The following is a 23,673-nucleotide window of genomic DNA, read 5'->3' as shown; positions in this document are numbered from 1 at the left end:
CACGCCCAGGCACGCGACAGGGACTCATGATGAGGGAATGCAACGAGGGCAGATGGCCATCAGCATTTTTTTAAAGCTGTCTTTGCTAATGCGATAGGCCCGGTGGGGCTCTTACACACCGACCTCCTGCGCCAAAAGAACTCCGCACTACAAGCGTCCGATTTCGGAGCCAAAGGTGCGCGATGAAATCCCTTACCATGGGCGATGGGAATATATTTTCCAGCCAGCCTGATCGTCTCCAGGTTCGGATAAGCGGCGAGGCCCTTGTTATCACGAGGCACGAGACATGGAAAAGCCGCTGAATTGTTTTAAGGTCCAAGACAAATGGAGATCCCCCATGAGACCCGTAACCTCAGGCCAGCCACTCCCAACCAACGTAGCAGATGCCGACATCGAGGCGCCCCTCGACCGTGAGACGCCCTCACCTAATCAAATCAAAACGCCCTCGCCCAATATCGAACCGAACAATATTCCTTTCCAAGGGGTTTACGGCCGGGTCGACCCCCATGCCCCGACCCGCGCAGAGGTTCACGCTGAGGCAGTCCGAGCGAACAAGGCAGGCGAGATACCCCGCGGCGAGCAGCCTTACCCCATGCCCAAGGCATCATCCGTTCCCGGCAAAAGCCGGGAACAAGTCATCGCTGAGCTGGCCGATGCCAAAGCCGCCGGCCAAGTGACTTACGGTGAACAAGAATATCCCGTGCCGGCAACCTCATCGGCGCCCGGCAAGACCCGTGAACAAGTACGCGCGGAGTTGGCCGAGGCAAAGGCCGCCGGCCTGGTGACCTATGGCGAACAAGAATACCCGGCGACACCGGCCCGGCCTGCTCAGGCCAAGATCGGCGAGCCTGCTCCTGGGTCGTCACTAATCGATAAACTCCGAGACACGCTCAAAACGCTGTGGGGATACGGTAAATAGCTGATATTCCGGCATTTTCTTATTAGCAGACGCGCCATATCGATAGCTTCGCGCAGCGCCCCAGCCCCCTCACGTGCACGTGACGGGGCTTTTATTTGTTGGTCACGCCAACATATCAATTCCATTTTCACCAAAAATCCACGTTATTTATTTGATTACTCGTAAAAATGGAAAAATATTTTCATTAAATCCGGGTTTATCCCAGGTACTGACAAGCGCACAATTCAGTCATCGGGAAACAAACACGGACCACGACGGAAAGCCGCCGGACTCCATCCCACATTCACAGACAAATGGAGGTCTTATCATGAAAACCCTAACTTCTGCCCTGCTAGTTTCGATGAGCTTGTTGAGCGCTGGCGCCTACGCCGCCTCCCCCAATATCGAACCTAACAATGTGCCTTTCCAAGGCGTTTATGGCCAAGTCGATACCAACGCTCCGACCCGCGCCCAAGTTGTGGCCGATCTGGCCCAAGCCAAGGCCGCTGGCCTGGTGACCTACGGCGAAGAAGAGTACCCCGTAGAAATCGCCAGCCACTCGAACAAGAGCCACGACCAAGTCGTTGCCGAGCTGGCTCAAGCCAAGGCCAATGGCCAATACTCCTTCGGCGAACTGGACTATCCCATTGTTCGCTAAGCAGTAAGCGTCGCCCGCTCACAAGGCGTGGCGGTAGCAGTGCCTGCAGTTGATGTAGCAGTACCGAGCAGTAGCAGTACCAAGTAGTGAAAGTGCTGTACGCAGTTGAAGTAGGTAGTTGAAGTTGCAGTCCTGATGGTTGTAGTAGCAAGCCGAGCCCCGTCACACCCGTGTGGCGGGGCTTTTATTTGTTCATCACGCCAACGTATCAATTCCATTTTTACCGATAATCATTAAAACCAATTGGATTTCCGACAAAAATGGAAAAATATTTCCAACAAACCCGGGTTTATCCCAGGTTCTGGCAAGAGGACAATGAAGTCATCGGGAAACAAACACGAACCACGACGGAAGACCGCCGGATTCCATCCCAAATTCAGACAAATGGAGGTCTTATCATGAAAACCCTAACTTCTGCCCTGCTAGTTTCGATGAGCCTGTTGAGCGCCGGCGCCTACGCCGCCTCGCCCAATATCGAACCTAACAACGTGCCTTTCCAAGGCGTTTATGGTCGCGTCGATCCCAACGCCCCGACCCGCGCCCAAGTCGTAGCCGATCTGGCCCAAGCCAAGGCTGCTGGCCTGGTGAGTTTTGGCGAAGAAGACTACCCGCCTACCCCTCAAGTCTCCGCCACGTCCGGCAAGACCCGCGAACAAGTACGTGCCGAGCTGGCCGAAGCCAAAGCCACGGGCCAATACACGTTCGGTGAACTGGACTACCCGCCCGTTGCCCGCTAATTGCAAAGCGTTCCGAGCGATGTGAAGCAAGTAGTACGGAGCGCAGTGCAAAGGCAAAAGCCCCCTGTCACGTGATGTGACAGGGGGCTTTCTTCATACAGAACCAGGATCAGTCAGGGATCAGCTAAAAAACTCCTTGACCCGATCCGTCCAGGATTTGCTTTGCGGCGAATGCCGCTCGCCACCATCGCTAAGCGAGGCCTCGAACTGGCGCAGAATCGCTTTCTGCTCGTCGCTCAGCCGCACCGGCGTTTCAACAACCACGTGGCAATACAGATCACCCGGATAGCTGGCGCGCACGCCACGAATACCCTTGCCACGCAGCCGGAAGGTCTTGCCCGATTGCGTCCCCTCGGGGATCGAGATTTCGGCCTTGCCGCCGAGCGTCGGCACCTGCAGCTCGCCACCCAATGCCGCCGTGGTGAACGGAATGGTCAATTCGCAATGCAGATCATCATCGTCGCGCTGGAAGATCTTGTGCTGCTTGATGTGGATCTCGACGTAGAGATCCCCCGACGGTCCGCCGTTGATGCCGGGCTCGCCATTGCCGCTCGATCGAATGCGCATGCCATCGTCGATACCGGCCGGGATCTTGACCTGCAGGGTCTTGTTCCGGCGAATGCGGCCGACACCATCGCATGCAGCGCATGGATCGGTGACTTCTTTGCCGCTGCCGTGGCAGGTCGGGCAAGTCTGTTGCACGCTGAAAAAGCCTTGCTGCATCCGCACGGCCCCTGAGCCGCCGCAAGTATGGCAGGTCTTGGGCGAGGTACCGGGCTTCGCGCCGCTGCCATGGCAGGTATCGCAATTTTCCCAGCTCGGCACACGGATTTCGGTATCAAAGCCTTGGGCGGCTTGCTCGAGCGTGATTTCCAAACCGTACTTGAGGTCGGCGCCCCGATAGACCTGCGGGCCACCGCCGCCGCGACGGCCGCCGGCTCCACCAAAAATCTCGCCAAAGATGTCGCCAAAGGCATCGGCGAAACCACCGCCCATGCCTGCGCCGCCCATGCCCGCGGCATTGGGGTCAACGCCCGCATGCCCATAACGGTCGTAAGCCGCACGCTTTTGTTCGTCGCCCAGGACTTCGTAGGCTTCCTTGATTTCCTTGAACTTTTCTTCGGCGTCTTTGCTGTCCGGATTACGGTCCGGATGGTATTTCATGGCCAGCTTGCGGTAGGCCTTTTTCAGCTCGTCGTCCGTGGCGTTTTTTGCCACGCCTAAAGCTTCGTAGTAATCGCGTTTTGCCATATTGAATAAGCTCAAAAACGAGCTATAACCTCGGTGATACAGAACGAATCCGCCCGGTAACCGGAAAATCCGGGTACCGGGCGAGATCAGGCGTCATAGACGGCCGTTATTGCCCGACTTATTGATCGCGCTTGACTTCTTTGAAGTCAGCGTCGACCACGTTGTCGTCAGCCGGCTTGGCTTCTGCGCCGTCAGCCTGCTGGGCGGCCTGAGCAGCTTGCATATCGGCGTACATCTTTTCGCCGAGTTTCTGCGAAGCCGTCGACAGCGCCTCAACCTTGGCGTCGATCGCAGCCTTGTCGCCGTCCTTGAGCACATCCTCGACTTCCTTGATGGCGGCTTCGATGGACTCTTTTTCAGAGGCCTCGAGCTTGTCGCCATACTCGGTCAGCGATTTGCGGGTGGCGTGCACCAACGCATCGGCTTGGTTGCGAGTCTGAGCCAGCTCGGCAATGCGGTGATCTTCCTCGGCATTCGCCTCGGCATCCTTGACCATGCGCTGGATTTCGTCCTCGGACAAACCAGAGTTGGCCTTGATGGTGATCTTGTTTTCCTTGCCGGTGCCTTTGTCCTTTGCAGACACGTGCAGAATGCCGTTGGCGTCGATGTCGAACGTGACTTCGATTTGCGGCAGACCGCGCGGCGCGGGCGGAATACCCTCGAGGTTGAACTCACCCAGGCTCTTGTTGCCCGCAGCGATTTCGCGCTCGCCTTGGAACACCTTGATCGTCACGGCCGGCTGATTGTCGTCAGCGGTCGAGAACGTTTGCGAGAAACGTGTCGGGATCGTGGTGTTCTTCTGGATCATCTTGGTCATCACGCCGCCCAGGGTTTCGATACCCAGCGACAGAGGCGTCACGTCCAGGAGCAGCACGTCCTTGCGGTCGCCCGACAACACCGAACCCTGAATCGCGGCACCAGCAGCCACGGCTTCGTCGGGGTTGATGTCCTTGCGCGGGTCCTTGCCAAAGAACTCTTTGACCTTTTCCTGCACCTTGGGCATACGGGTCATACCGCCGACCAGGATCACGTCGTCGATTTCGGAAACCTTGACGCCAGCGTCCTTGATGGCCACACGGCAGGGCTCGATCGTGCGATCGATCAGTTCCTCGACCAGGGCTTCCAGCTTGGCGCGCGTGATCTTCAGGTTCAAGTGCTTGGGACCGGAAGCATCGGCCGTGATGTACGGCAGGTTGATTTCGGTCTGTTGGCTGGACGACAGCTCGATTTTGGCTTTTTCAGCGGCTTCTTTCAGGCGTTGCAGGGCCAGGACGTCCTTGGACAGGTCCACGCCTTGCTCTTTCTTGAATTCGCCGATGATGTAGTCGATGATGCGCTGATCGAAGTCCTCGCCACCCAGGAAGGTGTCGCCGTTGGTCGACAGAACCTCGAACTGCTTTTCACCGTCCACGTCCGCGATTTCGATGATGGACACGTCGAACGTACCACCGCCCAAGTCATACACCGCGATCTTGCGATCGCCCTTTTCGGACTTGTCCAGGCCGAACGCCAACGCGGCAGCGGTGGGCTCGTTGATGATGCGCTTGACTTCCAGGCCCGCGATACGGCCGGCGTCCTTGGTCGCCTGACGTTGGCTGTCATTGAAGTAGGCCGGCACCGTGATCACGGCTTCGGTGACTTCTTCGCCCAGATAGTCCTCGGCGGTTTTCTTCATTTTGCGCAGCACGTCGGCGGAGACTTGGGGAGGCGCGATTTTCTTGCCGCGCACTTCGACCCAGGCGTCGCCGTTGTCGGCCTTGACGATGCTGTAGGGCATCAGGTCGATGTCTTTCTGGACAGCTTTTTCGTCGAACTTGCGGCCGATCAGGCGCTTGACGGCGTACAGCGTGTTGGTGGGGTTGGTCACCGCTTGACGCTTGGCGGGCGCGCCGACCAGGGTTTCACCATCGTCCATGTAGGCGATGATGGAAGGAGTCGTGCGGGCACCTTCGGCGTTTTCGATGATTTTGACCTGGTTACCGTCCATGACAGCCACGCAGCTGTTGGTCGTGCCCAAGTCGATGCCGATGATTTTGCTCATGGTGGGAATACCTTGAATATTGATTTCGTAAATACAGAAAATTGGGAAAAAAACTCAGTCTCAACCTAACTGGGGCTGCCAATGGGGTTTTTCAAGACCCTGGCGTGCTTTTCTGCTCGCCGGTGGACACTGCGTCCTGCAGGCGGCTGACGGCGGCCACAAACTGCGGCAGCCCGGGCCAACTGGTAATACGCCCCAGGCGCTTGCCGCCGCGATAAAACACAAAAGTCGGCACACCGTGCAACGCAAATCGCCGCCCTAATGCCTCGTCGGCGTAGACGTCAGCCTGAAACCAGCTCAATCCCAGATCCAGCAAGGCTCGTTGATGCAATAACGCGGCCTGCTTGAACAAATTGCAGTTGTAACAATCCTGGCCCCACAAGAATACGCATCGCAAGTCATCGCCCGGCGCCTCGATCACCGCCTGATCAATATCGGCGGTGCCGACGGCACGCATGGCGAACACCTGAAAAACCTGAGACGGATCGAACGAAGTGGAGCCAGACATGGTCGCGAGCCGATCAGCCTGCAGAAACGATCACCAAGGCCGGGCGCAGGGTACGGTCAGCAATCACGTAGCCCTTTTGCAGCGTCTGCACGATCGTATTGGCGGGCTGCTGGGCCGGCACAGAGGAAATAGCCTGATGCAGGTGCGGGTCGAACTTGTCACCCTGCACTGGGGCGATTTCTTTGAGCAGATTGCGCTCGAATGCGCCGCTCAGCTGCTTGAGCGTCACTTCGACACCCTCGCGCAGGGCTTCCAGAGTCTGATCTGCCTGGGCAAGCGCAGCTTCGAGGCTGTCTTTGACGGGAACCAGGCTTTCGGCAAAGGACTCAATACCGAACTTGCGTGCCTTGGACACGTCTTCTTGGGCACGACGTCGGACGTTTTCGGCCTCGGCGTGGGTACGCAGCAATTGGTCTTGCTGTCCAGTGACGGTGGCCTGGGCGGCCTCGAGCTCGGCACGCAACGCGGCAATTTCGGCCTGCAGCGATTCGATAGTGACGGGCGCGGCAGCGCCTTGGTCTTCGGACTCGGGGGCTTGATCGACAGGCTCTTGAGATGCCGTCATGGGGGATCCTCCAAAAAAACAATAGCGTAGGCCCCAATAATGGGGGCCTTACAGGCTATTTCAAGAGGCCATGCGACAGATAGGGCTACTTTTCCCGTGGCTGGGCGGGTGCGGGCGGATCACTGGCAGGAAAGCTTTCTTCCAGCGCCTCGTCCAGCGCGGCTTCCTCGCCGTCCTGAGCATCCGCGCTCGGCGCGACGGTGGCCGCAGGGTCACTCGCGGGAAAAGACTCATCGAGCGCCTTGTCGAGTTCGCCTTCGACGCGCTCGTCCTGTTTGGCGGGAGATTCGGGCCGGGGTGGCGCCTGCGTCCCAGGTTTATTGGATGTGCTCATTCGCGATCCCCTGAAAGCTGCCGTTCACTCATACCCCGCTGGCGCAGCGCCGGCGGAGCCCTCAAGTTCTATTCTAGTGTACGACCTGCGGTCGTTCGAGGGGCCCAACCTTGTAAGTGATTGTCGGCCAAGGCGGCCAATCCCTCGATCCAATCGGGATGATCGTTCAGTGCCGGGATATATCTGAACTGACGCCCTCCCGCTTCTAAGAAAGCGTCGCGGCATTCCTGGCTGATCTCTTCCAGCGTCTCCAGGCAATCGGCGACGAAACCCGGGCACACCACGTCAACTTCGGTAACGCCTTGACCTGCCAGGGCTTTCAGTGTGGGTTCCGTATAGGGCTCCAGCCATCGGGCGGCGCCAAAACGGCTCTGGAACGTCACCTCGACCTGATCGGGCGTCAACGACAGACGTTCGCGCAGCAAACGCGCCGTTTCCAGACAATCCCGGTAATACGGGTCACCCAATTCGATCGAATAACGAGGCAAGCCGTGAAAGCTCATGACCAGTTTTTGCGGACGGCCGTTTGTCTGCCAATAGTCCGATATCTGACGCGCCAACGCATCCAGGTACCCTGGGTCCTGATGGAAACGCTTGATAAATCGCAGCTCGGGCTGATCCCGTAATTTGGCAACATGCCCCGTGACGGCATCGACCACGGTCGCCGTCGTGCTCGCGGCATACTGCGGGTACAACGGGACGGTCAAGATACGCTGGCAACCCTGTTGCCGCAATCGCGTGATGGCCTGCTCGATAGACGGTTCGCCATAGCGCATCGCGAGCTCGACCCGCGCCTGCCTGCCACGTGCCTGCAGCGCACGCTGCACACCCTCGGCCTGACGGCGGCTGTACACCATCAAGGGCGAGCCCTCCTCCATCCAGATTCCCGCATAACGCGGTTGCAAACGGCTCGGGCGCCGGGCCAGCACCAGGCAATGCAAGATCGGCAGCCACAAATAACGCGGAATCTCGATCACCCGGGGATCGGACAAAAACTCCGCCAGATAACGGCGTATATCGCGCGGCGTCGGACTGGCCGGGGTTCCAAGATTGACCAGCAGGACGCCGACAGGCCCCGCCTCTCGCGGGGCGGGATTGTCATCGAAAGGATCCGTCTGTGGGGGTTCGGGCAGGTAACGCTCAGGCCATAAATACTTGAACAAGCGCAGAAACACGAAATACCTCTCAAGAACCAAGCTGCCGGAGAGCCGGCTCAATGATCCGGCTGAATCTTAATGATTATGGCTGAATGCGTTGGACAGCAGGCGCGCCGTGATGTCGACAATCGGAATGACGCGCTCGTAGGCCATGCGAGTGGGCCCGATGACACCCAAGGTACCGATCACCCTGCCGTCGACGCCATAGGGAGCCGTGATCACGGATAATTCTTCCATGGGCAGCAACTGCGACTCGCCGCCGATATAGATCTGCACCCCTTGGGCGCGGCTGGAAGTATCCAGCAATTGCAGCAAATCGGTTTTCTTCTCGAACAAGGAGAACATTTTGCGCAGGCGATCCATATCGGACGCGATGTCGGTCACGTCGAGCAGCTTGCGCTCGCCCGAGATGATTACATCATCACCATCCTCGGCCGCCTCGGCCCCGGCCTCGACCGCGGCCTGCATCAGGCGCGAAATGTCATCACGCAATTGCGCCAACTCGGTCGTCAACGTACGACGCACCGCATCGAAGGATTTGCCTGCGAAATGCACGTTGAAGAAATTCCCGGCCTCGAGGAGCTCGGCCTCGGAATAGTCGCGTTGAACGGTCAAGATCCGGTTCTGGACATCGCCGTCGGGCGTGACGATGATGAGCAACACCCGTTTACCCGACAAGCGAATGAATTCAATTTGACGAAATACCTGTGCGCGCTTGGGCGTCAACACCACACCCGCGAACTGCGTCAGATTGGACAACAGCGCCGCCGCTGCGTTGACCGCCCGCGAAGGCTCTGTGGCCGTCAAGGCAGCCTCGCCGAATTGCTGTGGTTGGAACTCGTACGGCTGCACGGCCAGCAACGAGTCGACGAACATGCGATAGCCCCGCGGCGTAGGCACGCGGCCTGCGGACGTATGCGGGCTGTGTATGAGCCCCAGGTCCTCGAGATCCGCCATGACATTGCGTATCGTGGCAGGAGACAGATCAAAGACCTTGGATAGCGTGCGCGACCCTACCGGTTGTCCATCGGCAATGTGACGTTCTATCAGGGCTTTAAGTAATGCGCGGGCGCGATCATCCATGAGGGCTATTGTAGGGAAACTTTCAGAAATGGGCGATTTTTGTCCTGCAGCCGGATAAGCCGCCCCATATAATCGGCGAATCGACCCGGCCAATGTGCCGTTCCTATTGATTATCGGTCCTTTTCGCCATGCATTTTCCCATTGTTGCCCTGATTGGCAGACACCAGGATACGGGTCTGGACGCGCCGCTGCGCACCCTGGCAGAAATGCTGATCAAAGCCGGCCGGCAAGTATTGATCGACGCCGACACTGCGCAGAACACAGGCCTGCGCGATTATCCCGTGGCCACCCTGAAAGAAATCGGCGAAACCGCGTCCTTGGCCGTCGTCATGGGCGGCGACGGCACCGTGCTGGGCGCCGCGCGTACGCTCGCCCCGTTTGGCTTGTCGATCGTGGGCATCAACCATGGCCGGCTCGGTTTCATCACCGACATCCCCGTACAGGAATCGCAAAACGCCCTGGCCCGCATCATCGAGGGCAATTATCGCGCCGAAGACCGCATGCTCCTGGAGGGCTGTGTCTGGCGCGGTGATCAATTGATGTACACCGCGCCTGCCCTGAACGATGTGGTGCTCAACCGCGCCGGACGCGGCGGCATGATCGAAGTCCGCGTCGAAGTGGACGGGGCCTTCATGTATGCGCAGCGGGCCGACGGCCTCATCATCGCCACGCCAACGGGATCCACGGCCTATGCGTTGTCTGCCAACGGTCCGATTTTGCATCCGGGCCTCGATGCCATGGTGCTGGTCCCTGTGGCGCCGCAGACCCTGTCCAACCGTCCGATCGTCATCCCGGGCACCGGGGTACTCAGCATGACGTTGACAGCCATTGGCCGCGTCGAAACCGGCGCGAGCGTGCATTTCGACATGCAGACATGGTCTGATCTGCAGCCGGGCGATCGCATTTCCGTGCAACGTGCGCCGCATACGATCCGTTTTGTGCACCCCGAGGGCTACAGCTTCTTTTCGACCCTGCGTCGCAAGCTGCATTGGAATTTGATGCCTCAGGCATCTGACAGCGTGGAATAACCGTACCGACTATCACTTATGTTGCGCACCCTGCATATTCGCGATTTTGTCATCGTCGAACAGGCCGAGATTCATTTCGGCTCGGGTTTTACCGTTTTTTCGGGCGAAACAGGCGCCGGAAAATCCATTTTGATCGATGCTCTGGCACTGGCGCTGGGCGGGCGTGCCGACGCGAGCGTCCTGCGCGAGGGAGCCGCTCGCGCAGATATCACGGCCATGTTCGATACGTCAGCGGCACTGCGCAGTTGGCTGACAGAGCGCGACCTGGATAACGGAGACGAACTCGCGTTGCGCCGCGTCGTCGATGCACAAGGCCGCAGCCGCGGCTATATCAACGGCATGCCGGCCACATTGACGCAATTACGTGAGCTTGGCGACAGCCTGGTGGATATCCATGGGCAACATGCGCATCAAAGCCTGATGCGCCCCGACGCGCAGCGAGACCTGCTGGATGCCCATGGCGGCCATGCCGAGCTGCGCCAAACCGTCGCACAGGCATGGAAAGCATGGCGGGCAGTCGCTCGCCAACTGGAGCTGGCCGAAAAAGACGCCGCGGGGCTTGCCGCCGAACGAGAGCGGCTGCAATGGCAAGCCGACGAGCTTGATCAACTGGCGCTGCAAGCTGACGAATGGGATACCCTGCAGTCCGAACAGTCGCGCCTGGCTCATGCCCAGGCCTTGCTGGACGGCGCCGGACAGATCCTGGAGGCCCTCGATGGCGAAGACGACTCCGCCCTGCATCGGCTGAATACGGCTCAACATCGCCTGCAAAGCATGCTGCGTCACGACGCTGGGTTGCAAGGCGTCGCTGAGGAAATCGAATCCGCGCGCATTGCCATGTCGGAAGCCGTCTCTGATCTCAACAACTACGTCAGCCGCGTCGAACTCGATCCGCAGCGCCTGGCCCAGGTCGACACCCGAATGAGCGCCGTGTTTGAAATGGCGCGCAAATTCAAAACCGATCCAGAGACTTTGCCGGCGCTACGTGACAATGTGCATGCCCAGTTGGCCGACCTGCAAGCCGCAGGCGATATAGACGCCTTGCGCGCACGCGCCGAAACAGCCGAAACGCAATATCTCGCCGCAGCCAAACAACTGTCTACGGCGCGCGCCAAAGTCGCCAAAAGCCTGGGCAAACAAGTCACACAGGCCATGCAGACGCTCGCCATGCAAGGCGGCCGATTCGAGCCGATCGTCTCCACGGGGGCGCCCTCGGCACAGGGCAGCGATCAAGTCGAGTTTCTGGTGGCCGGCCATGCCGGCACCACACCGCGTCCGTTGGGCAAAGTCGCATCGGGTGGCGAACTCTCGCGGATATCTCTGGCGCTATCCGTCATTGCCAGCCGGGCGGCACGCGTGCCAACCTTGATTTTTGACGAAGTCGACAGTGGTGTAGGCGGCGCCGTTGCTGAGGTCGTCGGGCAACTGCTCAAGGAACTCGGCGAACGCCATCAAGTCTTGTGCGTCACCCACCTGCCACAGGTTGCCGCCTGCGGTAATGCGCAATATCGGGTCAGCAAAAAAGAAACGGCAGGCACGACGCGATCCCAGATTGCCGAATTGGACGCCGATCAACGCGTCGAGGAAATTGCCCGCATGCTGGGCGGCATCAAAATCACTGCCACGACGCGCGATCATGCGCGCGAAATGCTGGGGGGCTTGGCCGAACAGGCCGCGCGCTAAGCCGCTCGACGGACAACGCCCCCTTGCATAGGGGGCGTTTTTGTTTTTGGAGCGGCCAGGCGCACTCGCTACAGTCAGAGCAATACGTAACGATTGCTGACCGAACTCGCATGCAATGGCGGGACACGAGGTCTGACGAGCCTCTGACGTGCCGCCACAAGCCGACCGGACTTAGCGGGTTTTTTGGCAGTCGCCGCAGATGCCGTACAGCACCATGGCGTGACTTTCCAAGGCAAAATTGTTGTCTTTTGCCACTTTGTGTTGACGTTTCTCAATGTCGGGATCGGAAAACTCGACTACCTTGCCACAATTGGTGCAGATCAGGTGGTCGTGGTGATCGCCGTCATTCAGCTCGAAAACCGCCTTGCCGCTGTCGAATTGGCTACGGCTCAGGATGCCGGCCTGCTCGAACTGTGTCAGCACGCGATAAACCGTCGCCAGGCCGATTTCGACGTTTTCGCCAATCAGCGCGCGATAAACATCCTCGGCGCTCAGGTGCCGTTGGTCTGCTTTGCGGAAGATATCCAGGATTTTCAGACGAGGGAAAGTCGCCTTCAAACCCATGTTTTTCAGTTCGCTTTGGTCTGTCATGGTGTAATCGCTCTCTGTCCGCGGTGGCAAGGGCAGAAATTGCGGCGCACAAACTGCAGCAGCGCGCCGCCCTTTTTCCGCTGCCCACGGAGCTACCGCATTGTGAAACCTTTATGATAACGGTTTTACCCGCTTTAAATCACAGATAGGGGCGCTTGGTGTCCATCATTGCACGTATTCCGACCCGGTTCCTGAAAACCGCACTGGCAGCCACCGCCATCGCAGCCGTTGTGGCGGGCTGCTCATCCGACAAATGGGGCTTTCCCTACAAGGCCCCTGTCCAGCAGGGCAATTGGATCACGCAAGAGCAAGTCGCCCTGCTGCAGCCCGGCATGACGCGCGAGCAAGTCCGCTTTGCGTTGGGCAGCCCCACGTTGACCAGCGTCCTGCACGCGGATCGCTGGGACTATCCGTATTATTTCAAGCCCGGCTACGGTGACCCTCAAGAGCGCAAATTCACGGTGTGGTTCGACAATGACCGCCTGGTGCGCTGGGAAGGCGACAAGCAGCCCGAACTGCAACCGTTCCAACTGAACGCAGAAGGCAAACCCCAGGGAAAAACTGACGAGCAGATCGACGCTGAAACCGCTCGCCAGAATGCCGAGGGGGCGATTCAGTCGGCTGTCCCGGCCGATGCGGCACAGTTGCCCGCGCTGGGGACGCCGCCGGGCGGCGCTCTGCCTGCAGATGGCGCCAACGGCACGGCAGTGCCTGCCAGCGGTGCAGATACGGCGGTCTCGCAGCCGGACACGGCGCCTCAACCGGCCTCTGATTCAGGCAGCGGCATTCGTGCGCCGAGCATGTCCGAATCAGACACATTACCCCCAGAGGATACGTCCGGCAATACGGCTCGCCAGCGAGAATTGCGATTGAATGCGCCCAGCACGGGCTCGTCCAACCCCGCTACCGGTGGCGCCGAGCCGCTGCGTTGATCGCTGTAGCCAGAGGAAAAAACATGCGTATCGCTATTGCAGGCGCAGGCGGCCGTATGGGCCGCATGCTCATCGAAGCCGTCCTGAATGCTTCGGACGTCACACTCGCAGTCGCCCTGGATCGTGCAGGCTCTCCGGACCTGGGACAGGATGCCGGCGCGTTTCTGGGCCGCGAGACGGGTGTCACGATTACGGATCAACTCGACGCGTTGGCCAATGCTGACTGCCTGATCGATTTCACTCGCCCTGAGGCTACGTTGGCGCATCTGAAGGCCTGCGTGCAACACGGCACCCGGATCGTGATCGGCACGACGGGGTTTGACGATGCCGGGCGCGCCGCCATTGACGTGGCCGCCCAAAAGATCGGCATCGTTTTCGCGCCGAATATGAGCGTGGGAGTGAATGCCACGCTCAAGCTGCTGGATGTCGCTGCGCGTATCCTGAATTCCGGGTATGACGTGGAGGTGTTCGAAGCACACCATCGCAACAAGGTCGATGCTCCGTCAGGCACTGCGCTGAAGATGGGCGAGACGGTTGCCTCGGCCTGGGATGTCGCGCTGCCTGATGTCGCGACCTGGACGCGACATGGTGATACGGGTGTGCGCCAGCCTGGCACTATCGGGTTTTCGGTAGTGCGAGGGGGGGATATTGTTGGCGACCATACGGTGTATTTCTGCGGGGACGGTGAGCGTATCGAGATCACGCATCGGTCCGGCAGCCGGGCGACTTATGCTCAGGGGGCGCTGCGGGCGGCGCGGTTTCTGGGCGATAAGGGGCACGGGGTGTTTGATATGCAGGCGGTGTTGGGGTTGTAGGCTGCCTGTGATCTGCGGGAGCGGTTGGGTTCTTTTGACGTTGATGCGGGGCAGTGGCCGCGTTGGGGCTTCGCGGCGTCGGTCGGCCGCCTGCGCGGCCGACACCGCTTCGTCAACCTCGTCGCTGCGCTCCTTCGGTTTCCCTCGCTCGACGCCGAGGCGCCCCAACGCGGCCACTGCCCCGCATCAACTCGCAATGTCTCCAGCTCGCGGCATCGCTGGGACGAGTTTCTTGCTTGGGCTTCGTAGGGCCGGTCTTTGTTAAAAAGAAGATCTTGCAGGGCCGCGATCTGTCGGCGCCTACGGGCGCGCCGACAGATCGCATTCGAGCTTGACTTGCGAGAGAGTCAGGTGTGCTGGAACGGTCCGGGTATGAGGAGCGCCCGCGCTTGATGTGATCGGAACTCTTGCGACCTTGCCAACGCTGTCCGGACGCTTTAAGCGATTCGGAAGGGCCGTCGAAGGCTTACGGCCTTATTGCTTATGATTGCCAGACGACGGGCTCGGGTTCTAGCTCGATGTGATAACGCACTGAAACGTCGTGCTGGATTGCTGCGGCTAATGCCATGATGTCGGCGGCAGTGGCGCTGCCTTTGTTGACTAGGACCAAGGCTTGCCTGTCATGCACGCCTGCGGCGCCAAGTTGCTTGCCTTTCCATCCACATTGATCGATCAGCCAACCTGCGGCGAGTTTGTAGCGTCCGTCGGGCTGTGGGTAGGACACGAGGCCTGGGTGCTGCGCCTGCAAGGCATCGCGAACGGTGGCGTCGACGAGCGGATTTTTGAAGAAACTGCCTGCGTTGCCGATGACGGCGGGGTCAGGGAGTTTTTGGCGGCGAATATCGCAAACTGCGTCGAAGATGTCGCGCGCGGTCGGTGCGCTGGACGCGTGTGTGCCAGGAATCGCAGAGGCGCCGGCACCACCAGACAGTCCAAAATAACGCTGCAAATCCGGATATTCGAGCACGGCCTGCCAGGGGCGTGGCAGCGCGAAGCGCACCGCGACGATGATCCACTCGCCGGGCTCGCTGTGTTTGAAAATGCTATCTCGATAGGCAAACTGACAGTCCGCCGCGGCCATCTCTATCAAACGGCGCTGACGGACGTTCCATGCTGTCAGCCCCAGGAAACGATCCGCCAACTCGACGCCATAGGCGCCGATGTTCTGTACCGGTGCGGCACCCACTGTGCCTGGAATCAATGCCAGGTTTTCGAGTCCATCCCAGCCCTGTTCCACACAGGTAGTCACGAAACCATGCCAGCTCTCGCCGGCCCCTGCCTCGATGATCCAGGCCTCTGGCCGCGCCTCGATCAGGCGCACACCGGTCACGGCGACATGGGCGACCAGGCTCTCGATCCGCGCAGGCAACACCATATTGCTGCCGCCGCCCAAGACCAACAAACGGGAATACTGATCTGCCAGATCAGACAAGGCATTCAATTGATCCACGGAACGCAAAGTCACAAAGGCGTCCGCCCAAGCAGACAAACCCAGCGTATTGAGTTGGGTAAGATCCTGACGCGCGGGCGTTAACGTGGCGGTGGACGACGCCTGGGGAAAATCCGGCATGAATACAAGAGAAAGCTAAAACCTGGGGCGCTCACATGTTAACAGCAGCCCAGACGCTTTTTGCCGCCATAGCGAGCATCCTGACGCTCTCGGAAAAACTCCTCGTAGGTCATCGGCGTTTGGTCGGGGTGCGTACGCCGCATATGTGCGACGTAGTTTTCATAGTCGGGCACCCCGACCATCAAGCGCAATGTCTGGCCCAGGTAGCGACCGGCTTTGCCGGTCGCGGCGCCCAAATTGGTGAACATATGGCGCCCTCCGTCGATCAATGTCCGCCAGCCGCCGCGGGCAGCGGCTCGTACGGCGTTTCGCGGGATGTGGCCGCGCCTTTGGCACGGGCTTGCAGTACGGAACGAATGCCAAACATCACGATGCTCAGTACGACGAACATAAAGATGCCGCACAGCGCCGCATCCACGTAGTCGTTGAATACAACACGGCTCATTTCAGCGAGGTCCTTGGCCGGGGCCAGGACTTGGCCTTGTGCAATGGCTGCGTTGTACTTTGCCGCGTGCGCGAGGAAGCTCACTCTGGGATCGGCATCAAACATTTTCTGCCAGCCGGCGGTCAAGGTGCACGCCAACAACCACAACGTCGGCACCACCGTCACCCATGCATAGCGATCGCGCTTCATCTTGAACAGCACCACCGTACCCAGCGTCAATGCAATCGCCGCCAGCATCTGGTTGGCAATGCCAAACAACGGCCATAGCGTATTGATGCCGCCAAGCGGATCGACCACCCCCTGGTACAGGAAATAACCCCAGGCCGCTACGCATAGACCTGTCGCGATCAGACTGGCGGGCAGCGACTCTGTACGCTTGAGCGACGGAGCAAATGTGCCCAACAGATCTTGCAACATGAAGCGGCCTGCACGCGTCCCTGCATCGACTGCAGTCAGAATAAATAATGCTTCAAACAGGATGGCAAAGTGATACCAGAATGCCATCATGGCCGGACCGCCGATGACCTGGTGCAAGATGTGCGCCATGCCTACAGCCAGAGTCGGCGCGCCACCTGCGCGCGAAATGATCGTGCTTTCGCCGACGTCTTTCGCCGTCTGAATCAAATCGGCAGGCGTGACCACGAAGCCCCAGCTCGACACTACCTGTGCGACATGCTCAGGCGTGGTGCCGATCACAGCAGCAGGGCTATTCATCGCGTAGTAGATGCCCGGTTCGATCACGCATGCGGCCACCAGGGCCATGATGGCGACGAACGACTCCATCAGCATGCCGCCATAGCCAATATAGCGAGCCTGCGTTTCGTTTTCGATCAGCTTGGGCGTGGTGCCCGACGCGATCAGCGCGTGAAAACCCGATACCGCGCCGCAAGCAATCGTAATGAACAGGAACGGGAACAGATTGCCCGACCACACCGGACCGGTGCCGTCGACGAACTTCGTCAACGCAGGCATTTTCAATTCGGGAGCAACGATCAGAATACCGATCGCCAGCCCGGCAATCGTGCCGATTTTGAGGAACGTCGACAAGTAATCGCGCGGCGCCAGCAGCAACCATACCGGCAGCACCGAAGCCACAAAACCGTAGCCGATGAGAATCCAGGTGAGGCCCTTGCCATCAAAATCGAACCACGCAGACAAGGTGGGATGCGCTGCCACGTCTTGCCCGAACACAATGGCGGCCATCAACAGCACAAAACCGATGATCGATACCTCGCCGATCCGGCCCGGACGCAAATAGCGCAAATACACGCCCATGAACAAGGCAATGGGAATGGTCGCGGCTACCGTAAACGTGCCCCAAGGCGAATGCGTGAGGGCCTTTACCACGATCAATGCCAAGACGGCCAGGATGATGACCATGATCATGAACGCGCCAAACAGTGCAATCACACCCGGCACCGTGCCCAGCTCGGCCTTGACCAGATCTCCCAGAGACCGGCCATCACGCCGCGTCGAGATGAACAGCACGATGAAGTCCTGCACCGCGCCGGCAAACACCACACCAGCCAGCAGCCACAGCACGCCCGGCAAGTATCCCATTTGCGCCGCCAACACAGGCCCGACCAATGGCCCCGCACCAGCAATCGCGGCAAAGTGGTGGCCAAACAGCACATGTTTGTTGGTGGGCACAAAATCGAGCCCGTCGTTGTATTTCCACGCCGGCGTCATGCGGGTGGCGTCCAGCTGCAACACCTTGGTCGCGATGAAGCGGCTGTAATAACGATAAGCGATCAGATACACACAGACGGCTGCGATCACGATCCACAGCGCGTTGATGGTTTCGCCACGGGAAAGCGCCACCGTACCGAGCGCAAACGCGCCCAGCACAGCAATCGCCAGCCAGACCAGGTGGTTCCCCAGTCCTCTACTGCTGGTATGCATAAACTATGCTCCTCTTAGCCTTCCACCTGGATAAAGCGCGGCCATGCCGATGTCTTGCGGGTGGGCAGACTCGTTGTTGTCTGGCGGCCGGCGGATACGCCAGCCATGCGCCCCTTTCAGCGCAGGCCGTAGTATTTCGATTACCCTGCCCCTCAACAAGCGAGAAACTACGTAAATTAACTACGTACTATTACTTATCGCATCGCAACAATCATTAGACAAACACTTAAAATGCACATGAAAATTCCCCGCTAAACAAGGAGTTGCGGACGTCCCGCACCGCATCAATGGCGTTTTTTGCCAATCTATGAAACTCCGTCTGAAAATCCTGCTCTTGGCCGTTGTTCCCTTGCTTATTGCCGTCGCCGCCATCTCCGTTGCGGTTTATGTGCAGGGGATGCAGCTCGCCCAACGTGAAAAGCAAGTCGTAGAACAAGCCTGGCTATCCAGCAAAGAAAGCGAACTGCGCCACTATGTCAGCCTCGCCTATAGCGCCGTCGCGCCGCTGCAGAGCGCGGGCGACGATCCGGCCACGCAGGCGCGCGCCCTGGCCTTGCTGGAGCAGATGGAGTTTGGCCATGATGGTTATTTCTTCATCTACGATCTGCACGGTAAAAACCTGATGCACCCGCGCCAGCCCGAGCTCGTGGGGCAGAGCCTTTGGGACCTGCGCGATACGCGAGGCCAACCCGTTATTCAAAACCTGCTGGCCGCTGCCCGCCACGGCGGCAACCATGGCCAGGCCGTCCGTTATCTTTGGGAAAAACCCTCCACCGGCCAGACGGTCGAGAAACTGGGTTACGTCGTGATCATGGAGCGTTGGGGCTGGATGCTGGGCACCGGCATCTACCTGGACGACGTCGAACAAACCCTGGCCCATATCGACGCTGCCGCCCAAGCCAATATCCGCAATATGTTTGCCTGGGTGGGCGGTATCGTAGCCGCCGCCATCCTGGGCGTGACGGCCTGCGGCCTCGCGCTGAACATCAGCGACCACCGCCAATCCGACGCCAAGCTGCAACTCATGGCGCGGCGCGTCGTACATTCACAAGAAGACGAGCGCGCCCGCCTATCCCGGGAACTGCACGACGGCATCAGCCAGATCCTGGTGTCGATCAAACTGTCACTCGAGGCGGCTCGAGAACGCCTGCAAACACAAACGGGTGACCCTCACACGCTGGCCCTGATCGACCGCCCCCTGTCCGGCGCGCTCGACCGGCTGAACACGGCCGTGGGCGAGGTCCGGCGGATTTCTCACAATCTGCGCCCGACTGTGCTCGACGATCTGGGGCTGCCCGCTGCGTTAGAACACCTGGGCCGTGAATTTGCTGTTGCACATGAGGATGGCGCCCCGCCGTTAGCGGTCCGATTGCATACCACGGGTGACGTGCGTCCATTACCCGAGGCCCATGCCACCGCCCTGTTCCGCATCACACAAGAGGCCTTGACCAATGTCCTGCGGCACGCCCATGCCAGCCGCGCGGACATCACACTCGACTATGCCAAACGGGGCCTGAGCTTGACGATCGCGGATAATGGCGTAGGTTTTGATTATGCGAACGTGCAACAAGACCCACAACTCGGAATCGGTCTGCGCAACATGCGCGAACGCATGGCGGCATTGGCGGGTACGCTAACGTGCCACGCCGATGACCAAGGTACCCGCCTGCAAGCGTGGCTGCCGCTTCCGGCCACAGCGTTCATCCCCGACAGTGCGGACATAGCGACCTGACATGCCCAACACCTCCCCTACCATCCGCCTGTTGCTCATCGACGACCACCCTCTGGTACGCGACGGCCTGCGGCTGCGCCTGGAAACTGTGCCGGGTCTGCACGTCATCGGCGAGGCCGGACATGCACTGGCCGCGCTGGCGTTTCTGCAAGACTGCATGGCACAGGACCCGACGGGCGCAACCTTGCCCCACCTAGTGCTGATGGATCTGAACATGCCCGGTATGGGCGGCCTGTCGCTCATTGCGCAATTACACGAGCAATACCCGCAAATCGCCGTCCTCGTGCTGACGATGCACGACAACGGCGAGTACATCGTTCAGGCCGCCAAAGCCGGCGCACGAGGCTACCTGCTCAAACACGAGCCGGCCCAGGAAATCATCAACGCCATCCACGCCGTCATGAGCGGCCGCATGTACTTCAGTGCGGCAGCGGCGGTCAGTCTGTCTACCACCAGTTCGCCCGCCCTGCTGCTCACCCAGCGCGAGCGCGACGTACTGCGCCACATCGCCGACGGCCATGCAAACAAGCAAATTGCCCAGGCCTTGAATCTGTCCGTGCGCACAGTGGAAACCCATCGGCTGAATATCAAGCGCAAACTCAATATCGAGGGCCAGGCCGAACTGATCAAATATGCGGTGGAAACGTCGAAGTCGCTGAAACCTTTACCCTAGGCGACGTGGCGAACTGGAGGTTTCCGTGCGACATTTCACCAACTCGCACCAAGCGACTTGCGCGTCCCAAAAAAGCCATATAGAATCTCGTTTCTTCGCTGCTGACGCATAGTTTGCAGCCAAGCGGGAGTAGCTCAGTTGGTAGAGCGCAACCTTGCCAAGGTTGAGGTCGCGAGTTCGAGACTCGTCTCCCGCTCCAAGTTATGATCTACGGACTTCCACTGACGTCTGTAAGTCGTTGAAAAGAGGAGCTTCGGCTCCTTTTTTCATTCCAGCGAAAGCCACGGAAATCCACTGACAGCCAGCGTTTTTGAGGCCAAAAACAAGGCCAAAGAATGCGGGTGGTGCCGGTTCCGGGTTGTTGCTGGGGTTGGATCGGGATGACAAGCAGCATCGGGCCTAAGTCCAAGACTTAGGAGCTTGATGATGACACTCTCTGATCTGACCGTGCGGCAAGCCAAGGCCGCCGAGAAAACGTACAGCATCCCCGACACCGATGGCCTCGGCCTGGTGGTCGCCCCCACCGGCGGCAAGTCGTGGCATTTGCGCTATTACTGGCTCGGCAAGCAAAAGCGCATCTCCCTGGGGAACTACCCCGAGATCGGTTTGCGCGAAGCGCGCACCTTGCGCGACGAAGCCCGGGCGCTTCTGGCAAAGGGCATCAACCCCCATACCGATCGCAAACAGAAGCGACACGCGGTCAAGCTTGCGGCCGACTACACCTTCAAGGCCGTCTTCGATGCGTGGGTCGAGCATCGCCGCAAGGAAATCAAGGAGGGCAGGAACAGCACGCTGTCGCAGATCCTGCGGATCTTCAACAAGGACGTGCTGCCCAGCCTCAAGCAGATGTCGATCTACGACATTCGCCGGCCCCAACTCCTGGGCGTCCTGGCGAGGATCGAGGAGCGCAAGGCGTTCACCACTGCCGAGAAGGTCCGCACCTGGCTGGGGCAGTTGTTCCGCTATGCCCTCGTCATCGTGGAGGGGCTGGAAGCCAATCCGGCCTCCGACCTGGACGTGGTGGCCGAGCCCAAGCCCCCGGTGAACCACAACCCCTACCTGCATCTTCGGGAGCTTCCCGAGTTCCTGCACAAGCTCAGGCTCTACAACCCTCGTGGTTGGCAGACCCAACTCGGCATCCGGCTGCTGTTCCTGACCGGCGTGCGTACCGGCGAGCTGCGGCTGGCGACCCCGGACCAGTTCGATCTCGACCGTGGCCTGTGGATCATCCCGCCGCAGATTGTCAAACAACTCCAGGACGAGATGCGCAAGGCCGGCAAGCGCCCGCAGGACGTTCCGCCCTACATCGTGCCGTTGTCCGTGCAGGCCATCGAGATCGTGCGCTACCTGTTGGGTGTGATGAAGCCGGCCCAGGTCCATCTGCTCACGCACCGCAGCGAACTCAAGAAGCGCATCAGCGAGAACACCCTCAACGCGGCCTTGAAACGAATGGGCTACGAGGATCAACTGACCGGGCACGGCATCCGCGGAACCATCTCGACGGCGCTCAACGAGATCGGCTATCCCAAGATTTGGGTGGACGCGCAGCTTTCGCACTCGGACCCGAACAAGGTGAGTTCGGCCTACAACCACGCCAAGTATGTTGAGCCGCGCCGTCGGATGATGCAGGACTGGGCGGATCGCCTCGACTTACTCGAACAGGGCCAGGTCGAAGCGGCCAGCGCCCACCTCACCATCCATATCGAGGGCGTGCCAGCCATCGCAGGGGAGGACAACCCCGACGCCATCGTTGCAGGCACTTCTGCGGCTTCGGCTCCGCCCGTGGTGGTCACCCCCATTGTCGTGACGCCAAACGACGCGGGAATCACCTTCCAGCGGCTGTCGCAGGTGCCACCGCCCCCGACGCGTGCGCCGGCGCCGGCGCCGGAAGTATCCGCCATCCAGCGCGAGCGCGAGGAAATGCTCGCCATCTACGAATCGCCGAGCAGTTTGCCGGTTCCGCTGTTCGGTAAGCTGGCCGGAAAGTCCAAGGACCAGATAAACCGCGAGCTGAAGGCGGGCAAACTGCTGTCCATCAGCTTGGGCAATCGCGGGCAACGTGTGCCCGACTGGCAACTGGTGCCGCTCAAGCACAAACTGGCCCAGGTGCTCATGAACCAGTGTCCGCACGCGGATTCGTGGGACTTGTACCGGATGCTGACCCGCGTACACCCGGATCTGGGTGATCGCGCGGCCATCGACATCGTGACACCCGGAAATTTGGGCATGGTCGTGCGGGTCATCGCGGGCACCCAGCAGCAGCCAAACAGGCCCGGACCTGATTCGTCTGCGCAAGGTATTCCAGAGGAGATTCGCCAGCGCATTCAACGGTTGCTAAATGATGCGGCAATGCTCGAAAGTGCCTGACGCTGGCCGACGGCCAAAGATGGATGCTTTGGCCGTCGGAAGTGAGCTACAGGATGCGGGCCTTTGCAGTCCGCAGCGCATACGGCGCGGCGCGATGAGGCGTGCGGCCATCCTGAAGGCCATAGCCTTCTGAGCGCCTACAACCGGACTGAGTCAGCCCCTACGTCGTCCCAGAATGTAGTGGTCGTATTAGTGAGCGCGCCGCAGTAATTACCGAGAAGTAATGGGGTAAGGCATCGGGACTGCATCACTGGTCCTCGGGGACGGCAGAGACCCACTTGGTTGCTCCGCGTATCGGACCAGCGCGTACGTCGGCAGGAAATCTATCCGCGCCATGAATTCAGTGATGGTGAAGCAATGTTGGCGGCGGGTCTGGCCGGCTGCGGCATCATGCAGATGCCGACATGGCTGGTGGCCGAAGATATACGGCAGGGGCGCTTGATCCCCTTGCTGCCGGACTGGGCAGGTGGTGAGATGCCTATCCATGCAGTGTGGCCGCAATCGCGTTACCTGCAGCCCAAGGTTCGGGCTGTCATAGAAATGCTGACGATTCTGTCTGAACGGCCGGGGTCAGGTTTTGTTCCCTGATATGGCTCGTCACTGCCAAGCGGTTAGTCGTGCCTCCGCGCCTTCGGCCAGTTCTTACGCCGGCTAAAGCGCATGTGTCGAATGGTTATTCGCTCGGGTGCCGATAGGCCGCACC

At 59.7% G+C, this 23,673-nt stretch carries 20 protein-coding genes, 1 tRNA gene and 2 pseudogenes; 12 read left to right on the top strand and 11 right to left on the bottom strand.

The annotated features are described in order from the left end of the window. Positions 1-337 precede the first annotated feature (337 nt). From ACYVI2_RS13970 to ACYVI2_RS13960, 3 genes are all read left to right on the top strand, one after another. Complete coding sequence (locus ACYVI2_RS13970) at positions 338-919, top strand: DUF4148 domain-containing protein (RefSeq protein ID WP_415822499.1); 582 nt, start codon at positions 338-340, stop codon at positions 917-919. A 307-nt stretch (positions 920-1,226) separates the two neighbouring features. Then, positions 1,227-1,556, top strand: a complete 330-nt coding sequence (locus tag ACYVI2_RS13965) for a DUF4148 domain-containing protein (protein ID WP_415822498.1) — start codon at positions 1,227-1,229, stop codon at positions 1,554-1,556. 398 nt (positions 1,557-1,954) lie between these two features. After that, the gene (locus ACYVI2_RS13960) at positions 1,955-2,293 is read left to right on the top strand and encodes a DUF4148 domain-containing protein (RefSeq protein WP_415822497.1); all 339 of its coding nucleotides are present in this window, start codon (positions 1,955-1,957) and stop codon (positions 2,291-2,293) included. 120 nt (positions 2,294-2,413) lie between these two features. On the opposite strand, the gene dnaJ is transcribed toward ACYVI2_RS13960, so the two are convergent. The 7 genes from dnaJ to hrcA form a co-directional block, all read right to left on the bottom strand. After that, positions 2,414-3,544: a molecular chaperone DnaJ gene (dnaJ, locus tag ACYVI2_RS13955; protein WP_415822496.1), complete on the bottom strand. Its 1,131-nt coding sequence runs from the start codon at positions 3,542-3,544 to the stop codon at positions 2,414-2,416. A gap of 118 nt (positions 3,545-3,662) precedes the next feature. Further along, complete coding sequence (dnaK, locus tag ACYVI2_RS13950; RefSeq protein WP_415822495.1) at positions 3,663-5,585, bottom strand: molecular chaperone DnaK; 1,923 nt, start codon at positions 5,583-5,585, stop codon at positions 3,663-3,665. 91 nt (positions 5,586-5,676) lie between these two features. Beyond that, complete coding sequence (locus ACYVI2_RS13945; protein ID WP_415822494.1) at positions 5,677-6,093, bottom strand: thioredoxin domain-containing protein; 417 nt, start codon at positions 6,091-6,093, stop codon at positions 5,677-5,679. 13 nt (positions 6,094-6,106) lie between these two features. Beyond that, positions 6,107-6,658, bottom strand: a complete 552-nt coding sequence (gene grpE / locus ACYVI2_RS13940) for a nucleotide exchange factor GrpE (protein WP_415822492.1) — start codon at positions 6,656-6,658, stop codon at positions 6,107-6,109. Between the two features lie 85 nt (positions 6,659-6,743). Continuing rightward, positions 6,744-6,992, bottom strand: coding sequence for a hypothetical protein (locus ACYVI2_RS13935; RefSeq protein ID WP_415822491.1), 249 nt, complete (start codon positions 6,990-6,992; stop codon positions 6,744-6,746). A gap of 68 nt (positions 6,993-7,060) precedes the next feature. Then, the gene (gene hemH, locus ACYVI2_RS13930; RefSeq protein WP_415822489.1) at positions 7,061-8,167 is read right to left on the bottom strand and encodes a ferrochelatase; all 1,107 of its coding nucleotides are present in this window, start codon (positions 8,165-8,167) and stop codon (positions 7,061-7,063) included. A 57-nt stretch (positions 8,168-8,224) separates the two neighbouring features. Further along, entirely contained in the window at positions 8,225-9,232 is a 1,008-nt protein-coding gene (gene hrcA / locus ACYVI2_RS13925) for a heat-inducible transcriptional repressor HrcA (RefSeq protein ID WP_415822488.1), read from the bottom strand. Between the two features lie 128 nt (positions 9,233-9,360). On the opposite strand from hrcA, the gene ACYVI2_RS13920 reads away from it, so the two are divergent. Further along, entirely contained in the window at positions 9,361-10,260 is a 900-nt protein-coding gene (locus ACYVI2_RS13920; RefSeq protein WP_415805791.1) for an NAD kinase, read from the top strand. Positions 10,261-10,278: 18 nt separating this feature from the next. Then, the gene (recN, locus tag ACYVI2_RS13915) at positions 10,279-11,943 is read left to right on the top strand and encodes a DNA repair protein RecN (protein ID WP_415822487.1); all 1,665 of its coding nucleotides are present in this window, start codon (positions 10,279-10,281) and stop codon (positions 11,941-11,943) included. Between the two features lie 171 nt (positions 11,944-12,114). On the opposite strand, the gene fur is transcribed toward recN, so the two are convergent. Beyond that, positions 12,115-12,534 carry a ferric iron uptake transcriptional regulator gene (gene fur / locus ACYVI2_RS13910; protein WP_415805789.1) on the bottom strand — a complete coding sequence of 140 codons (420 nt, stop codon included), beginning with the start codon at positions 12,532-12,534 and terminating at the stop codon, positions 12,115-12,117. A 164-nt stretch (positions 12,535-12,698) separates the two neighbouring features. On the opposite strand from fur, the pseudogene ACYVI2_RS13905 reads away from it, so the two are divergent. Together ACYVI2_RS13905 and dapB are read left to right on the top strand one after the other, a co-directional pair. After that, positions 12,699-13,130, top strand: a pseudogene (locus ACYVI2_RS13905) (outer membrane protein assembly factor BamE); the annotation flags it as partial. A 359-nt stretch (positions 13,131-13,489) separates the two neighbouring features. After that, a complete protein-coding gene (gene dapB / locus ACYVI2_RS13900) occupies positions 13,490-14,281 on the top strand; it encodes a 4-hydroxy-tetrahydrodipicolinate reductase (RefSeq protein WP_415822486.1) in 792 nt (263 codons plus the stop codon). A gap of 481 nt (positions 14,282-14,762) precedes the next feature. On the opposite strand, the gene murB is transcribed toward dapB, so the two are convergent. The 3 genes from murB to ACYVI2_RS13885 are packed head-to-tail and all read right to left on the bottom strand — an operon-like array spanning position 14,763 to position 18,198. Further along, on the bottom strand, positions 14,763-15,851 hold the full coding sequence (gene murB / locus ACYVI2_RS13895; protein WP_415818605.1) for a UDP-N-acetylmuramate dehydrogenase: 1,089 nt from the start codon (positions 15,849-15,851) through the stop codon (positions 14,763-14,765). Positions 15,852-15,889: 38 nt separating this feature from the next. After that, positions 15,890-16,099 carry a YbdD/YjiX family protein gene (locus ACYVI2_RS13890; protein WP_094820059.1) on the bottom strand — a complete coding sequence of 70 codons (210 nt, stop codon included), beginning with the start codon at positions 16,097-16,099 and terminating at the stop codon, positions 15,890-15,892. Between the two features lie 17 nt (positions 16,100-16,116). Next, complete coding sequence (locus ACYVI2_RS13885; protein ID WP_415818609.1) at positions 16,117-18,198, bottom strand: carbon starvation CstA family protein; 2,082 nt, start codon at positions 18,196-18,198, stop codon at positions 16,117-16,119. A gap of 307 nt (positions 18,199-18,505) precedes the next feature. On the opposite strand from ACYVI2_RS13885, the gene ACYVI2_RS13880 reads away from it, so the two are divergent. The 5 genes and pseudogenes from ACYVI2_RS13880 to ACYVI2_RS13860 form a co-directional block, all read left to right on the top strand. Beyond that, entirely contained in the window at positions 18,506-19,930 is a 1,425-nt protein-coding gene (locus ACYVI2_RS13880) for a cache domain-containing protein (RefSeq protein ID WP_415818611.1), read from the top strand. Between the two features lies 1 nt (position 19,931). After that, complete coding sequence (locus ACYVI2_RS13875; protein WP_415818613.1) at positions 19,932-20,603, top strand: response regulator; 672 nt, start codon at positions 19,932-19,934, stop codon at positions 20,601-20,603. A gap of 123 nt (positions 20,604-20,726) precedes the next feature. Next, a tRNA-Gly gene (locus ACYVI2_RS13870) sits at positions 20,727-20,802 on the top strand. A 227-nt stretch (positions 20,803-21,029) separates the two neighbouring features. Further along, entirely contained in the window at positions 21,030-22,970 is a 1,941-nt protein-coding gene (locus tag ACYVI2_RS13865) for a tyrosine-type recombinase/integrase (protein ID WP_016445090.1), read from the top strand. 243 nt (positions 22,971-23,213) lie between these two features. Further along, positions 23,214-23,558 (top strand): annotated as a pseudogene (locus ACYVI2_RS13860) (LysR substrate-binding domain-containing protein); the annotation flags it as partial. Between the last annotated feature and the right edge of the window lie 115 nt (positions 23,559-23,673).

The sequence above is a fragment of the Bordetella tumbae genome (genome assembly GCF_054780995.1).
The sequence above is the reverse complement of the archived record's forward strand: the minus strand, read 5'-3'. Positions and strand labels throughout refer to the sequence as shown.